The 15,748-nt window shown below is 48.9% G+C and carries 14 protein-coding genes; 10 read left to right on the top strand and 4 right to left on the bottom strand.

Annotated elements, in window-relative coordinates; translation table 11 throughout:
• Window positions 1–9 precede the first annotated feature (9 nt).
• The 4 genes from cobT (at window position 10) to ACOZB4_RS32125 (ending at window position 4,081) form a co-directional block, all read left to right on the top strand.
• Window positions 10–1,080, top strand: coding sequence for a nicotinate-nucleotide--dimethylbenzimidazole phosphoribosyltransferase (gene cobT, locus ACOZB4_RS32110; protein WP_379415648.1), 1,071 nt, complete (start codon window positions 10–12; stop codon window positions 1,078–1,080).
• A complete protein-coding gene (gene cobU / locus ACOZB4_RS32115) occupies window positions 1,077–1,655 on the top strand; it encodes a bifunctional adenosylcobinamide kinase/adenosylcobinamide-phosphate guanylyltransferase (protein ID WP_379415646.1) in 579 nt (192 codons plus the stop codon). Before cobT ends, cobU begins: the two co-directional genes overlap by 4 nt.
• Window positions 1,652–2,473, top strand: a complete 822-nt coding sequence (gene cobS / locus ACOZB4_RS32120) for an adenosylcobinamide-GDP ribazoletransferase (protein ID WP_379415644.1) — start codon at window positions 1,652–1,654, stop codon at window positions 2,471–2,473. The genes cobU and cobS overlap by 4 nt, the downstream gene beginning before the upstream one ends.
• Window positions 2,474–2,686: 213 nt before the next feature.
• Window positions 2,687–4,081, top strand: a complete 1,395-nt coding sequence (locus ACOZB4_RS32125; protein ID WP_076324600.1) for an L-cystine transporter — start codon at window positions 2,687–2,689, stop codon at window positions 4,079–4,081.
• Between the two features lie 126 nt (window positions 4,082–4,207).
• Here the strand turns inward: ACOZB4_RS32125 and ACOZB4_RS32130 are convergent, their stop codons facing one another.
• Complete coding sequence (locus tag ACOZB4_RS32130) at window positions 4,208–5,296, bottom strand: M24 family metallopeptidase (protein ID WP_379415709.1); 1,089 nt, start codon at window positions 5,294–5,296, stop codon at window positions 4,208–4,210.
• A gap of 98 nt (window positions 5,297–5,394) precedes the next feature.
• Between ACOZB4_RS32130 and ACOZB4_RS32135 the strand changes: the two genes are divergently transcribed.
• Window positions 5,395–5,790: a DUF2569 domain-containing protein gene (locus tag ACOZB4_RS32135; RefSeq protein WP_379415641.1), complete on the top strand. Its 396-nt coding sequence runs from the start codon at window positions 5,395–5,397 to the stop codon at window positions 5,788–5,790.
• A 94-nt stretch (window positions 5,791–5,884) separates the two neighbouring features.
• Window positions 5,885–6,385, top strand: a complete 501-nt coding sequence (locus tag ACOZB4_RS32140) for a GNAT family N-acetyltransferase (RefSeq protein WP_379415639.1) — start codon at window positions 5,885–5,887, stop codon at window positions 6,383–6,385.
• Between the two features lie 119 nt (window positions 6,386–6,504).
• Here the strand turns inward: ACOZB4_RS32140 and ACOZB4_RS32145 are convergent, their stop codons facing one another.
• Complete coding sequence (locus ACOZB4_RS32145; protein WP_379415637.1) at window positions 6,505–7,962, bottom strand: PLP-dependent aminotransferase family protein; 1,458 nt, start codon at window positions 7,960–7,962, stop codon at window positions 6,505–6,507.
• Between the two features lie 109 nt (window positions 7,963–8,071).
• Between ACOZB4_RS32145 and ACOZB4_RS32150 the strand changes: the two genes are divergently transcribed.
• Window positions 8,072–8,650 (top strand): GNAT family N-acetyltransferase, encoded by a 579-nt coding sequence (locus tag ACOZB4_RS32150; protein ID WP_379415635.1) that lies wholly within the window; start codon window positions 8,072–8,074, stop codon window positions 8,648–8,650.
• 109 nt (window positions 8,651–8,759) lie between these two features.
• Window positions 8,760–9,236, top strand: coding sequence for a GNAT family N-acetyltransferase (locus ACOZB4_RS32155; RefSeq protein WP_379415632.1), 477 nt, complete (start codon window positions 8,760–8,762; stop codon window positions 9,234–9,236).
• 63 nt (window positions 9,237–9,299) lie between these two features.
• Here the strand turns inward: ACOZB4_RS32155 and ACOZB4_RS32160 are convergent, their stop codons facing one another.
• Window positions 9,300–9,641: a hypothetical protein gene (locus tag ACOZB4_RS32160; protein WP_379415629.1), complete on the bottom strand. Its 342-nt coding sequence runs from the start codon at window positions 9,639–9,641 to the stop codon at window positions 9,300–9,302.
• 330 nt (window positions 9,642–9,971) lie between these two features.
• Here ACOZB4_RS32160 and ACOZB4_RS32165 point away from each other — a divergent pair, with 330 nt between their 5' ends.
• On the top strand, window positions 9,972–10,919 hold the full coding sequence (locus ACOZB4_RS32165; protein WP_339267617.1) for a serine/threonine-protein kinase: 948 nt from the start codon (window positions 9,972–9,974) through the stop codon (window positions 10,917–10,919).
• Here the strand turns inward: ACOZB4_RS32165 and ACOZB4_RS32170 are convergent.
• Complete coding sequence (locus tag ACOZB4_RS32170; RefSeq protein WP_422759725.1) at window positions 10,882–12,990, bottom strand: VWA domain-containing protein; 2,109 nt, start codon at window positions 12,988–12,990, stop codon at window positions 10,882–10,884. The genes ACOZB4_RS32165 and ACOZB4_RS32170 overlap by 38 nt on opposite strands.
• A 408-nt stretch (window positions 12,991–13,398) precedes the next feature.
• On the opposite strand from ACOZB4_RS32170, the gene ACOZB4_RS32175 reads away from it, so the two are divergent.
• Window positions 13,399–15,567, top strand: a complete 2,169-nt coding sequence (locus ACOZB4_RS32175; protein WP_379415627.1) for a transcriptional regulator — start codon at window positions 13,399–13,401, stop codon at window positions 15,565–15,567.
• Window positions 15,568–15,748: the final 181 nt, after the last annotated feature.

A 15,748-nucleotide genomic window follows, 5' to 3' on the forward strand; every position in this document is an offset into this window, starting at 1 on the left:
GTCGTTTCATTGACGGATACAATCGTTAATCGTTTAAATCACATCATTGCTAACATTAAACCGCTGAATGTCGAGGTTCAGAACGAAACAGCCGCTTATTTGGACACGCTGACGAAGCCTCCGGGCAGTCTGGGTAAGCTGGAGGCGCTAGCGATTCAATTAGCGGGAATTACAGGGAATGTGAAGCCGTCGTTCACCAAAAAATCCGTCGTTGTCATGGCTGGTGATCATGGAGTCTGTGAAGAAGGAGTCAGTGCATTTCCAGCTGAGGTAACGCCCCAGATGGTCATGAACTTCCTGAATGGAGGGGCGGCTGTGAATGTGCTGGCGCGTCAGGCGGGGGCGGACGTGCATTGTGTGGATATCGGTGTCGCGATCGAGCTGAAGGATGAGAAGCTGAAGTCGCGGAACGTTGGCAGAGGAACTGCCAATATGGCCCAAGGGCCCGCGATGACAAAGACAGCGGCACTGCAGTCCATTGTAACCGGTGCAGAGGTAGCAGCCGAGTTGGTGTCGCAAGGAACGCAAATGTTCGTGACCGGGGAGATGGGCATTGGGAACACGACACCGAGTGCAGCGATCTTCTCCGTTCTGTCCGGCAATCAGCCATCTGAAGTCGTGGGAAGGGGAACGGGCGTAACCGATGAACGGCTGCTACATAAGATTCGAGTTGTGGAACAGGCTATACAAGTTAATAGACCTCATGCCGATGATCCCATCGACGTGCTCGCCAAAGTTGGAGGATATGAGATCGGCGGGTTGGCTGGACTTATCCTGGGTGCGGCTGCCCACGGTTGTCCCGTTATCATTGACGGCTTCATATCCAGTGCGGCGGCGCTGGTTGCCAAATGCATCTGCCCGGACGCCCTCTCCTATATGATTGCCTCTCATGTTTCGCATGAACAGGCGCATGTGCTTCTGTTGAAAGAGCTGGGGCTGCATCCGATGCTGCAAATGGACATGCGTCTTGGCGAGGGTACAGGCGGAGTACTGTGCCTGCATCTGGTCGAGGCGGCGTGCCGGATCATGCATGAGATGGCGACGTTTGAGAGCGCCGGAATCAGCGGAGGGGCCGTATGAACCATCGTGGAAGCGTGTTGGTCACGGGTGGGGCCAGAAGCGGAAAGAGCTCATTCGCGGAGAAGTTGTGCATGAAGCGCTCGGAGTCCGGAACGTATGTGGCGACTGCGCAAGCCTATGACGATGAGATGAGGGAACGGATCCGAATTCATCAAGACCGTCGGCATGATTCGGCCTACGGTTGGGAGACAGTCGAGGAGCCTGTCGCCCTCCCGGAACTGCTGGATACGCTGGGCCAATCGCAACCTAATGCTCCTGCGGTGGTAGTGGACTGCCTGACACTGTGGCTTACGAATGTGCTGCTGCAAGCTGAGCCTGAAGGAAGTGCTGCAATGGAAGAACAGCTGGGACTTCAAATCGGCAGGCTCGCAAGAGCGGTACAGGGTTATCCGGGAACGGTCATTCTGGTAACAAATGAAGTGGGGTCGGGGATTGTTCCGGAGTATCCGCTAGGCCGAATATATCGCGACTGGGCAGGGATCATGAATCAGAGACTGGCTCAGATATGTGATGAAGTATTTTTGGTGACTGCGGGAATTCCGATGGAAATCAAGAGCAAGGAGTATCTCATATGAGCAAGATAATCGAAGCGGCTGCGGCCGCTTTTCAATTTCTATCGAGGCTGCCGGTGCGGAGGGAAATTCCTTTTACGCCGGAAGTGCAACAACGGAGCGTCGTTTTTTATCCATTGGTGGGTGCGGTTATTGGTATGATCGTTGCCGGATTGGGACTGGGCGTAAGCTTTGTGCTGCCTTCCTTTCCCGCTGCCGTCATCCTGCTGGTTGTATGGGTTGCGCTGACGGGAGGGCTGCACCTCGATGGTTGGATGGATAGTGCTGATGCGCTGCTTAGCCATCGGTCGCGTGAGAAGATGCTGGAAATCATGAAGGATAGCCGTGTAGGTGCAATGGGGGTCATGGCGTGTATGCTGCTGCTCCTTTTGAAAGCTTCCTTGATCATGTCTATATGGGATTTGTCAGCCGGGGCATGGAAACAAGAGGCATGGCTGCTGGTGCTCGCTCCGGTTTGGAGCCGCTGGTTTATGGTCCATGCGATGTATCGCTGGCCGATGGCACGGGGAAGTGAGGGGCTTGCCGCTCTATTTCATGGATTGACCGCCGGCAGGAGATCGCTGGCAGGCGTAATGGCTGTCCTGTTAACGCTAATTATTGTAGGTTTGCTATGGATCACGGCAGGCGAGACTAATCTTGGGATGATTGGAATCGGAGGAATCCTTGTCATACCATTCATAGCCTGGGCCGCTGGCAGTTTAACGGCAGAACGGATGACCCGAAGACTTGGAGGACTGACGGGGGATACTTACGGAGCCCTCAATGAACTGATTGAAACGGTTGTGTTAATATTTGTGGTTCTCCTTTTGAAGTTTACATGATATGATAGTAGAGCGATATCAGTGGTAATCCGATCAACATAGTCGACATAATCCGCATCGATGAGAACACAACGATTTTGGGCAGGAATTTTCTCAATCGGGTAATGATATGTTTAGAGTGGGCTGTAATGGATATGAATACATACTAGCGCACTTATGACATGAGGATGGAGCACCTATATCCTTATCTAAAGAATGGGAGGAATCATTAGGATGGAAACGCTTTGGGTTATCATCAATGTCCTTGTTCTGATTCTGCTGGTCGGTATTTTGTACTGGATGCAAAGAAAGCATTACTCGTTTACCAAGCGCGTGTTTGCTGGACTCGGACTGGGTGTGTTGTTCGGAGTGGCACTGCAGCTCATCTATACTTCGACCTCCGATGTGGTGGTGAAATCCACCGATTGGTTTAATCTGATAGGCTACGGCTACGTTAGGCTGCTGCAAATGATGGTCATTCCGCTGATCATGGTGTCGATCATATCGGCCATCATGAAGCTGAAGGGCGGAAAGAATCTGGGCAAAATGAGCGGGCTTATCATTACGGTGCTGCTTCTGACGACAGCCGTAGCCGCTGCTGTCGGAATTACGACCGCGTTGGCCTTCGATTTGTCCGCCGTCAATATCCAAGGCGGTGCCGCGGAGGAGCAGCAGGGTGCACTGCTGCAAGAACGGCTCGGGGATGTTGAGGGCCGTACGCTGCCGCAGCAGATCCTGGATTTCATTCCGAGCAATCCGTTTGCCGACATGACGGGAGCACGAAGAACTTCGACGATTGCGGTCGTCATTTTCTCGGCATTCGTCGGGATCGCCGTTCTCGGGTTGGACCGAAAAAACAAAGAGCAGGCGGAAACGTTCCGCAACATGATCTCTGCGGTCTACGGCGTGGTTATGCGCATCGTGACGCTGGTGCTTCGTCTGACGCCTTATGGGATTCTGGCACTCATGGCCAAAACGATCGCCACGACCGATCTTGCGGTGATCATGAATTTGATCGATTTCGTCCTTGCTTCGTACGTGGCCTTGATCGTCATGTTCATTATCCATCTGGTGCTGCTGGCGATATTCGGGTTTAACCCGCTCAAATATGTGAAGAAGGTGTTCCCGACGCTGACCTTTGCCTTCACCTCGCGCTCCAGCGCGGCCACGATCCCGCTTAACGTGCAGACCCAGAACAAAAAGCTGGGCGTTTCGGAAGGCATCGCGAACCTCTCGGCATCGTTTGGCGCCACGATTGGGCAGAACGGCTGCGCGGGCATTTATCCTGCCATGCTGGCCGTCATGATTGCGCCGACAGCCGGCGTGGACCCGACCTCATGGTCGTTCATCCTTACCCTGATCGTGGTCGTTATGATCAGTTCCTTCGGCGTGGCGGGTGTCGGAGGCGGAGCTACCTTCGCATCGCTCATCGTGCTCTCAACGATGAACCTCCCGGTTGCCTTGGCGGGTCTGTTAATTTCCGTCGAGCCGCTGATCGATATGGGACGGACGGCACTGAACGTGAATGACTCCATGACAGCCGGTGTGATTACCGGGAAAGTCATGAATGAAGTGGACAAAGACGTGTACAACGACGACAATATTGAACTGGATATGGTTCAGGCATAACATATCTGTGGTAGCCATCTTCAAGGCATTGTTTCTGCCGGAGGATGGCTCTTCTGGTACATAGAGAAAGCCCGAATACCGTAAGTGAAACGGTAATCCGGGCTTTTTTCTTATGCTGAAAATTGCTTATCCGATGATGGTCAGTTCTTTCGGGAAGGAGGTGAGCACCTCGACGCCATCCTCGGTTACGATCACATCGTCCTCGATTCGTACGCCGCCTACGCCTTGCAGATAAATGCCGGGCTCGATCGTGAATACCGCCCCAGGCTGCAAAATATCCTGGTTCAAACCGTGGATGGATGGATATTCGTGGACATCCATGCCAAGCCCGTGACCCAAGCGATGTACAAATGCCTGTCCGTATCCTGCGTCATCAATCACTTTGCGAGCCGCTTGGTCAATCGAGCCATAGGTTACGCCGGGTTTTACGGCCTGAATACCGGCCAGGTTCGCTGCAAGAACCGTATCATAGATGTTGACGGCTTCAGGCTTCAGCTCGCCTACGGCAAAGGTACGGGTAATATCCGAAGCATAACCACCCGCATACACTCCCAAATCGAACATGAGCAGATCTCCTGCTTCAATCCGGCGCGTACCGGGAACACCGTGAGGCAAGGCGGTATTGGGGCCGGATAATACCATGGTGGCGAAGGACGGAGCATCCGCACCCATTTTTTTCATTAAGTACTCCAGCTCTGCCACAACCTCAATCTCGGTGACGCCGATTTTTACATGGGCCAGGCCTTGCGTCAGCACATCTTCAACCAGTCTCACTGCATGTTTGATGATCTTCACTTCATCGGCCGACTTTCGAATTCGGAGCTCCCGGAGTACAGCTCCAACATCCTCGATCCGGTTCGCGTTCACATGCTGCTGCAGCTGTTCATAACGGGATACGGTGAGCTGATCCTTCTCAACGGCCAGCGTACCGGCTGCGCCTTGAAACTGCTGCTTCAGCAAGAGATACGGATTATCGGTATCCTGATGCGTGACAATATGCTTAACCGTTGAAGCGGCCGCGGCTGCGTCTGCATCCAATGCGGGCACAATCAGCACCGGATCATTCGCTGAGGAGAGGAGCAGGCCCAGAAAACGCTCATGGGGATCACTCGCAAATCCCGTCAAATAGTAAACATGCTTGGGGTCTGTCACAAGAACATGATCCCAGCCTTGTGTATTCATGGATTGTTGCAAACTTTGCAATCGTTCGTTCATCCTGTTCATTCCTTTCTTCACCCGAAGACGGTTGTCATACCATTAATGTTAGGGTATCGCGTTCAATCGCGTAAGTAAAGTTTTCCTTTATTATAGGCTTGATCTTCCTATATATTAATCATATTTTCCCGGTGTTTGAGCCGGAGATATGGAGTATGTTTACCGATAAAGGATCACCTGCTTATAATCGTTCGCTTATCCAGCTAATCCTTTTTGAGACCGTGGTTAATGTGGTGTTTGTTATTGCATTAGTCTTTGCTTTATTTTTGCTGTATCGCAAAAAAAGGGCGTTTCCCAAATTGATGATCATTTATATTTTATTTAGTCTGCTGACCAGCATAGTGGACTATGTCGCAGTCAGCCAAATCGAAATCCTGGCTCAGGGGGATAATGGGACATTCATGCGTGAAGTTACCCGGTCCATTTTATACGCCTGTATCTGGATCCCTTATTTTATCCGTTCCAAGCGAGTGCGCAACACTTTCGTGAATTAATGCCGCTTGAAAAAAAAGAAGCGTTTTTCCGCTGCCTCTTGTACAATAGATCTCGTACAAAAAGATTACGCATCTATTCGGAGGTAGGATCATCGTGACGCAACAATACCGTATCGATTATGCCGTCAAAGAGGATTTGCCGGCTATTGTGGACATTTACAATTCGACGATCTCAGGCAGAAAAGTAACCGCCGATCTGGAGCCGGTTACGGTGGAGAGCCGTATAGAGTGGTTTGAAGAGCACAGCAACGATTTTCGTCCGTTGTGGGTCATGAGGTCCGAAGACGGGATGGTTGCATGGATGAGCTTTCAATCCTTTTATGGTCGTCCGGCTTATAACGGCACAGCTGAGATCAGCATATACGTAAACGAGAAATATCGCGGCATTGGTGCCGGCAGTATATTGATTCAGAAGGCAATCGAGGAGTGTCCGCGCCTTCACGTCAGTAATCTGGTCGGATTTGTATTCGGCCATAATGAACCAAGCCTTAAGCTGTTGAAGAAGTTTGGCTTTGATCAATGGGGGCTTCTCCCCGGGGTTGCGGAGCTTGACGGCATCAAGCGGGACTTGGTCATTGTCGGTCGTGCAGTTTAAGTGCTGATACGTTAATGGATGATTTATAGTTTGCCTTTAAGGGCATACAGACTACCATATCAAAAAGCTGTCCCTTTTGGTAAATGAGAGGACAGCTTTTTTTCATGTTGTTATGATATTTAGAGGGAGACCGCTCCCAGCCAACAGTCAGCAAGCCGCTCTATGCCTGCTTCAATCTCATCTTCTTTTAATCCGCCGAAGCCAAGAATGAATGATCTACGATCCGATTCGTTGGACTCATTGGCAGGAAGCATTCGCGTATAAGCAGCGGAGCTTACGCGGATTCCCCTTGCTTCGGCTAACGTTTGCAGATCCTCTTCGGATAACGGATGGTTGAGATGAAGCATGAGGTGAAACCCGGAGCCTGTACCCGATATTTGAGCATGTTCACCAAAGTGACGTTGAATAGAACCGATCAGGCGATCATGCTTCCTACGGAGTATCATCCTCATTTTTCGCAAATGTCGTTCAACATAGCCCTCCCGCAAAAAGCGCTCCAGTGTCATCTGATTCAGCTTAGAGGCCGTACAGTCGAGAAAGAGCTGGAACTTTAATCGGTGATAATCCGGCAGCAGAACCTTCGGCAATATCATATATTGGACTCCAAGCGCAGGGGACAGTACCTGCGAGAATCCGCCCAGGTATATTACACGACTGTCGGGCATCAGCCCTTGGAGGCTCGGAATCGGTCTTCCATAGTATCGGAACTCACCGTCAGCGTCATCTTCAATAATAAAACCTCCAGTTTCTTGTGCCCATTGCAGCAGCGCCAACCTGCGGGAGATAGGCATAATGACGCCGGTGGGGAACTGGTGGGAGGGGGAGACGGTTACGAATGCTGCCCCGCTGCTCTGCAATTCATGCTGACTGATCCCATCCTCCAGCACGGGGATTGGAATGACATCATACCCCTTCTGCCGGAAAACCTCCGGCTGCTGTGGATAACAAGGGTTCTCAACAGCGATGGACTTTCCGTAAGGAAGAAGCAGTCTGCTGATCAAATCAAGCAGAGGGAAAGGATCAGAGCCGATAATCACCTGTTCAGGCGTACAGGCTACCCCGCGAAAATGTTTGGCATAGTTGGCAATCTGGCAACGCAGCCCTTCTTCACCCTGCGGATCCCCGTAGAACAGCATGTCGGCCGTACTGTTTTCCTGCAAGCAACGGTTATAGGCTTTTCTCCACTCGGTCATCGGGAAATATTCGTATTCATTTTTGGACATATGAAAGTCATATTTAAAGTAATAGTGTCGTTTGAGTATAGGTCCCTTGGGAGAAGCTGGTTCCACGGGAAGCGCAAAAGGAACATCGGCTAGCCATTGCACAAAATATCCGCTCCGTGGCTTGCTCGCAATAAAGCCTTCAGCAAGCAGCTGCTGATAAGCCATTTCAATGGGGGTGGTGCTAATGCCAAGCAGCTCGGCAAGCCTTCGAACCGATGGGAGACGGCTTGCATGAAGCCAATGCCCGGCGGATATCTGTTGTTTCATGTATCGATACAATTGTACATACAGGGGAACGCTGGAATCATCCAGCAATAATGTGATTTCTGTTTGATTTACCGGAACCTGTTTCATATCATCTGTCCTTTATAAATATTCGAATCTGCATATTTGGATATGGTCAATTTCTTGATATAGTATAAGGGATTTTTAGTTCCAGAGGAAACGGGAGGTTACAATCGACATGAACTCATTTATTACAAATACGAAGCCGGTACGGTTTCTTGAAGGCGAGCGAATCTACTTGCGTCCCTTTGGAGAAGAGGATACCGCAGAGTATTTTCAAATGCTGTTTAATCCGGAAATGCGGAGGCTGACCGGGACGAAGCGGGCTTTTACGCTGGAAGAGGTACGTCGGTATATCGAGGAGAAATCCGGTAATCACGACACCATCCTGCTGCTGATCGCTTTATCGGATAGCGATCAGATTATTGGCGATATCGCGCTGCTGGATATCGATTACGTTAACCGGAATGCGAATATTCGCATCGCCCTTGATAAGGGCGAGCATCTCGGCAAGGGGTACGGACCGGAAGCCATCAAGCTCTTGCTTGAATACGCCTTCGGAATCCTTCATCTTCACCGGATCGAGCTGCAGGTGTTTGATTATAACGAGCGTGCCATCAAGGCTTATGAGAAAGTGGGCTTCAAGCGTGAAGGGGTTCAGCGAGACGCATTGTACTACCAGCATCGTTACCATGACTCTATAATAATGAGCATGCTGGAGGAGGAATACAGGGCGCTGTATCACCAAGGGCAATAGCATCCTGGCTGCTTGAGAATGAAGTTGCGTGCAAACCATTCGTGGTTTTCTGCATTCCAAACCTTGACCGGCATCCAGTAAACTTGGAATAACGTTGGATGTAAAGGATGTGCGTGATTTGAAAGCAGAGATTCATATATATCAAGCGGAGCTGAAGGATTTGGATAAGGCAGCCGCTCTGTTTAATCAGTATCGTCAATTCTATAAGCGAGAAGATGATTTAAACGGGGCTGAGGAATATATCAGGGATAGACTGACCCGAGGTGATTCCGTTATGTATTTAGCGGATTACAATAGTGGGGGAACCCTGGTCACGGCTGGCTTTCTGCAGTTATATCCGTCCTTCTCATCGCTATCGATGTCCAGGTTGTGGATCTTGAATGATCTATACGTGGATTCCGAATATCGCGGACTTGGTATCGGAAGGAAACTGCTCCATCAAGCCCAAGCGCACGCCCTTCAGACCGGAGCTAAGGGGCTGACCCTGTCCACGCAGCTTCATAACGTGACTGCTCAGCAATTGTATGCATCCGCAGGGTATGTGCAGGATGAAGAATTTGCGTATTATTATTTGGATTTATCATAGCGAAAGTTCATCAATAACAAACAAAGACGATACTCCAGAAGGAGCTATCGTCTTTGTTTGTTATTAATATATCGAGCGTATTTTGCGGAAAACCTCAACCCGGGCAATTTTAAGTTCCCACATCTGGTCGAGCAGCTTCCGCTGTTTATCTTTATCATCCGTTGCTTTCAGTTCATTGTACAGGGCAAACATGCGGTCATTGATTTGGTTCATGCATTGCCACAGCTCATGTTCCGTGCATTCCACCGACTTCGCTTGTTTCTCGCCCTGAGGTTCCTGCATGTGGCGAAGTGTACGAACAATGTCCGCTTGCCACTTCCGATCTTCCAAGCGTATAGCCAAACTGAGAAGATCCAGATAATCATCGAGGGTCAGAGATGTCGGTTCTTTATCGCATGGATCCAAGTTGAAAGCCCCCTTAGCAAACTCCTAATTATCTTTATACCAAGTATTATACTTGGAATTATGAGTTTTTCAAGGGAAAAAATAACGAGTATATTGTTATTCAACTTTCGCACCCGGAATATTGACTCAAATCCTTGAGGGCGCAAGAAGAATTCAATATATTTACTCGCCGGTGAGGGGGATATTTTGAGAGAACATATATCAGATCATGCATGGTCAATTTGATGAGAAATTGGTAAGATGAGGATATTACATATATAGGTTGTTTGATATTAATCGCAAAAAACATAACAACCAGGTTCTTCTTTAAAACGTTCGTGGAGGTTGACAGTGAGTAAAGCAATGATGGAAAACGAGGGGAATGGACTGCGCCGCAATTATAGATTGTACAGCAGGGAGTCAGGATCGTCACTGACTTACCGGGTTCGCAGTAAGATTTCTGCAAGCGAACTGGCCATCGTATACGCGGTCAGATGCGAAGAGAAGGATATGAAGTTCGTGATCAAGGAGTTCTTCCCTAAATCGTTAGTACGTAGAGGGAAAGATGGCAGCTCTGTACGCCGGTTATCGGGAGTGCCGGATGATAAGTATGAAGCTTTAAGGAATGCATTTATTAATGAAGGAAAGATTTTGAAGGACTGTGAGCATCCCGGTATTGTCCGCTTTATGGGTCAATTTGAACAAAATGAGACCGTCTATATTGTTATGGAGTTTATAGAAGGGGTTACATTGGCAGAAATGATTGAGGGACGTCCAGATAGAGTTGAGCCCGGCTTTCTGTACAAGACGATGCTTCCCTTGATTGAGACGCTGGAACATCTGCATAAGCAAGGAATCATTCATCGTGACTTAAAGCCGGGCAATATTATCATTGATCACCAGAGGCGCGCGAAGCTGCTCGATTTCGGTTCAGCCATTCGTTTTGACGGCAGCGGCGGCTACCCGATTCTGACAACAGCCGGGTATTCGCCACTCGAGCTTTATTCCGAACAATCTCGTCAAGGGCCGGTAAGCGATATATACAGCTTGGCTGCATTGTTGTATTATTGCTGCCGCGGCACGGCGCCCACAGATGTTCGCAAGCGATTGTTCGATGATCGGCTGGAGCCGATGGGCACGGGGTTGAAGCGCCGTTGGCCGTTTCTGTCCCGAGCCATCCGACGCGGCTTGATCGTTGAGCCGGACAAACGCTGTTCTTCTCTTAAATGGTTCAAGGCTGCGATTACGATGGAATATGTGACTAGCCCGTCTGCTCGCCGGTGGATTCGTTCCGGATAAAAATATTTGTAGCCGGCTTAATGGCCTTGTAACGCAGCTCGATTTCAGTTATACCGTCCTCGAATGTAATGTACAATTTGTCATTATATTCGAGGATTTCTTTTTTATTCATCGGCAGCGGCGTACGGTTGCGAACAAGTGAACAACGTGATGTGTTCTTTATGATCAGCTTGCCGTCTTTACCTGGGGTAAAGACAATTTGTTGCGCTTCAGGAAGCGGCTCATGTACATCAAGGCTCACGAACAGCTCCAGCAGACTTACCTTACGTCCCCCAAAAGAGGTGAGCGGCCATGATTTGACCGGCACTTCACTGCCGCTGGCCGTTGCCAGAAAATATCCTTCCAGCTTGCCGGCAAAGCCCGGCTTCGGACGCAGCCACATAAATAAACCGACGGCAATGGCAAGAAGAACAATTCCTCCGGCGATAGACCATTTAAGCACGGTGTATTTCGATTTGACGTTAACGGTTAATATCGCCGTAGCCGAGCCTCCTTCCGAATCGGCAGCAGTTACCGTAATTTGGGTCTGTCCCGTTTGAAGCGGAGACAAAAGCAGTTCCCCGTTCTTAAGCTCAGGGGTCAGCATTTTATTTGGCTTGTGGCCGCTGTTCATGGTGTAAGTTAAATCATCCCCGTTCTCATCAAGGAATAAATCGTTCATGTCCAGAACGACTTGACCATCTTCTTTGATGACCTCTAGTTGTTCTCTGCCATGGACGGAGGGCGCTATATTCACAATATTCTGATCTTGGACGATACTGTGCCGATAGAAGCTCGGACCATCCATTTTTACCTGCCATTTGTATTTTCCTGAGGTGGAAAAGATGTATTCGGCATAAAAGCGTGTGCCCTCGTTCTTCATATCTACAACAACTTCCTTATTCGTCTCCAGATTCGTCACGACAAGCTGTCCTTGCAGAGACTGATACACTTCCTGCTCCATTAATTGCTCATTTGTAGCCGGATGGATGAGATAAGCCTCCATACCCGTAGGCTGACCCTTGATGGCGGCTTTGCTCGTGATTGCCGCTTTGGCTTCCAGCTCATAGCTTCCGAGCAAATTTATTTTTACAAGATCCCCTGATGTGCCCCTAAATTTAAGCTTGGCCGTACCTTTCTTGGGCTGAGATACCTTGATCAGCGTGTAGCTCCCTGACTTGAACATACGTATATTCTCTGAGCTGTAGAAAAGCTGCGTCTCCTTGAGTGGATGCTCGGAAAGCAAAATAATGTTGGCTTCTCCCATACTTGAATTGGGAATGTCGACTTGTACCTCTTGCAGCTGCCCCGTCGCCGTAACGCCAGCTACCGGAAGCAGCACGGATCTCATTTGCGCCGCGAATATCCGGTTGAAAATTTCAGGCAAATCGTCAGCACTGCTGGTCATATAAGAGGCGCCGCCAGTTTCATTCGCGATGCGCTCCAATTCCTCAGGATTGACGGTGCCGTCGTGGTTCAGTCCGATCGTGTAGATCGGGTATCCATCCTTCTGCGCTTTTGAAATAGCTTTGTCTACGTCCTTAGCCGAATCGGCAGCAGTTCGTTGAGACCGGGAAGCTGGCCCAAAATCTGTTTCTCCGTCAGAAAGAAGAATGACGAACGGCTTACGTCCGCTGCCCTCTCCTTCAGACGACTTGGATGAAATCAAGTTCCCGCCTGTGTTTAGTCCTAATCCTAAATCGGTATATCCGCTTCTGCGGAGTCCGGCTATTTTTTGTTTGAGCTCTGTCTTATTAGCCGCTACCGAAATGGAGGTCAGCGGTTTGGAATCCACAATTTGATGATTGTAGGCTACAAAGCCGATTCTCGTCCGGCTCGCTTCGCTCATGTCCATGAACATATGAATCACTTCGTTCGCCATTTTGTTAGGGTCAGCATGATTCATAGAATAGCTTGTATCCAGAACAAAGACCGCATCAAAAGCATCGGTGTGATTTTTTTGTAAGGAATTTGCAGAAACAGGGAATGGATTGTGAAAATTTGTCGTAAAAAACATGAAAACAAAAATCAGGATAAAAGTCCTAGTGAATAAAAAAGTGCCTGGAGTCTGTTTTTGCCTTTTTTTCTTCATTTACCGATACCCGCCTTATGTACTATATAGTATTGGAATAGAGCGGAAATAGTCGCTCAAATATGTATATTCAAACTTATATCGGAATTGGGCCTTGTTTATTGTATATTATTCCAAAAAATAGGTCTTTAATTGGATATATTTTCCTCATGTGAATGAATGAAAGGTTCTTAAGTCCCTATATTCATCATCAATTCAAGATATTGACAATTGATATGAGCGATGTTTAATATTACCCTCGAGACCCGGGTACAGTGAAACTCGTCCCGGTCATACGACCCAGGTATCCCGTACAATAGTCGGATACCGTCGAAAAAATAAGTAGTGCAAGCGTCCGGCATGGGAAAGAATCCGGGGTCTTCATCAGGCCGGCTGCGCTTTTTAGAAACGGGAGGAGGAATAACGACAATGGATATTATCAATCAGACCAATCGAACGATGCTGTTCGAAGAGATCAATCCCGAGAAGCTGGACCTGATCACCATTGTGGGCGATGTTAAAGGCATTGATAGTCTGAGCGACGACAAAATCAAGGAGATCAATAGCCAGCTTTTAGTGCGAAGTTTCGATGAATTTTTGGACAAGTTCTCGCCGACGGTGTACTCATTTTTCAATGCGGCTAACCAAAAAGTCGTCTACATGCTGAAGAAGCCCGATGGAATCGCCGAGGAGGCGATTTCCGAAATCCGGATTGATCAACACAATGATTTCTTGAAAATGCTGTTCACACTGATCGACACGAAACGCAGCCAAGGAATGACAAACGTCGATTTCAAGTTTGAGCATTTGCTCGACATGATTTCGCCGAAGAAGGTCATGGATGACATTCGTCAGGTTCGTAAGGAAATCCATTACATGTACGGACAATACGAGAAGCTGGATGACGAGGATCCGAAAAAGCTGGATATGGGCGACAAACTGAACGCGATGTTCGAAGAGGCGAGTGCCAATTACAACAACGTGATGGCTATGCTTCCACTGGCGATCGAGGATATTAAGACGCGTCTGCTGCTCGGCAGCTCCAACGAGGAAAGCGATTCCGAAGCGGTGCAAATCGGGATGCTGACGATCGGGGAGAGCGGGGAGTTAAAAATCATCGAGGCTCCGAAGGGGGACAGCACGGAACTTGTGCTGCTGGACGAGAACAGCTCCAATGGTTTGGCGGTTGTCTTCGAAGACGATTACAACTCCATCACGGAAACTCCATCCGGTTATGTTAAGGATTTGGTTGTACGAACCTTTAGTCCGCTGCCGGCGGTAAGCACGGAAGTGAATCTTGAGACAGAGGTACAGAACTACAACACGTATTTGGAATTCTACAAAACGGCCAAGGATGATTTTGTCAAAACCGTGAAGCCGCTGGTGGAGAAAATTCTCGGCGTCAAAATGTTTTTTGATCAATATGCCGTCAAGAACAAAGGGATGGCACCTTCGCTGCTCGTGACGAATACGAAGCTGGACATGATCGTGAAAAGCGCCAATATCCCTCGTTTGGAGACTTATTTGAACACGGTCAACTCCAAGAATGATTTCTCGGATACGATCTGGTTCGGCATCGTTCCTTCCGTAGAGCTGGAGAGTGCCGGCAAGGTGAAGGTAACCCGCGAGCGCTTCAAGGGCAACGAGAAAATTGCCAAGCAGGATGGCAACACCATGGAATCCTTGTCGATGCTCATGCAGGTTGTCAAAGACTTCAAGGTGCAAATCTTCTTCAGCTTCGAATCGGGAGAAGAGACGACGTTCAACAATATGGCTACTGCAGGAATCGATAAATACATCGATAAATGCACGCCGCTCCTCCGTAAAGAGTACAGTGAATATGCAATTCCATGTATTCCGAACTTTACGGTCATTCCGAAGGAAAAGTCGGGCGTAATCATCGATAGCCGCATGGTTCAGACCGAGAACGGAGCCCAGCTCTCCAAGGAAAAGGAAGACATTCTCAAGCTCTGGATCGAGGGTGTTTATGTTGGGGCCTCGTATGTGGCTGCGGGTATCGTCTCAGCCTATCAGTGTCCGGAGTACTTGAAGGAATCCTTCAAGAACACGAGCAAAGAGTTCCCTGGCGTTCGTTTTGACATTGAAGCTGGCGAGAACAGCCTGCGGGCGGTCACGACGATGGCGAAGGAAATTACCGGATTTACGAATACGATCAAGGATTCGATTAACCGGAAGAACTTCGGCTTTATTTTCTCCTCGGAGAACGCTCAGCTGCAAGGCAAGGATATCCGCCGGATTACGGTGTACAAGGCGAGAAGCCTAGCTGCGTCGGAGGACGGGTTCGACTCCATTTACAAAACACTGGTCAGCACATACATAGAGCGGATTCTTCGCTTCCAGACGGCCGACTTCAAGCATGAGAACATCATTAAATTTTTCAGTAACAATCCGAGCAGCCAGAAGAGCATGTGGCTGGCCAAGCGCGGTTTCATAAATTCAATTATTCATGACGGAGATGACATGAATTATGTGATCGACGAGAAGAACAACCTGTGTCACATTGATCTGATCTATAACGGCAATGTGAAGAATTTGGAAGTTATGATTACCAAAGGCACCAGTCCAGTCAAAGCCTAAGAGGGGAAATTCAAAAGCAACTTTTGATCACGAAGCAGGAACTGAAGGAATACTCGGCATCGAATCTTGAATTCAGCCGGGCCTTCCGGTGCTCACGTAGGTTTGCCTACGCTCCGCTCCTCAGTCCCTAGCTTTATTCAACCTTCTCGGTGCTGAAAAGTCATTTTTTGAATCTGATTAA

This window comes from Paenibacillus sp. NPDC058898, from assembly GCF_049316025.1.
Classification (GTDB): Bacteria; Bacillota; Bacilli; order Paenibacillales; family Paenibacillaceae; genus Paenibacillus_AQ.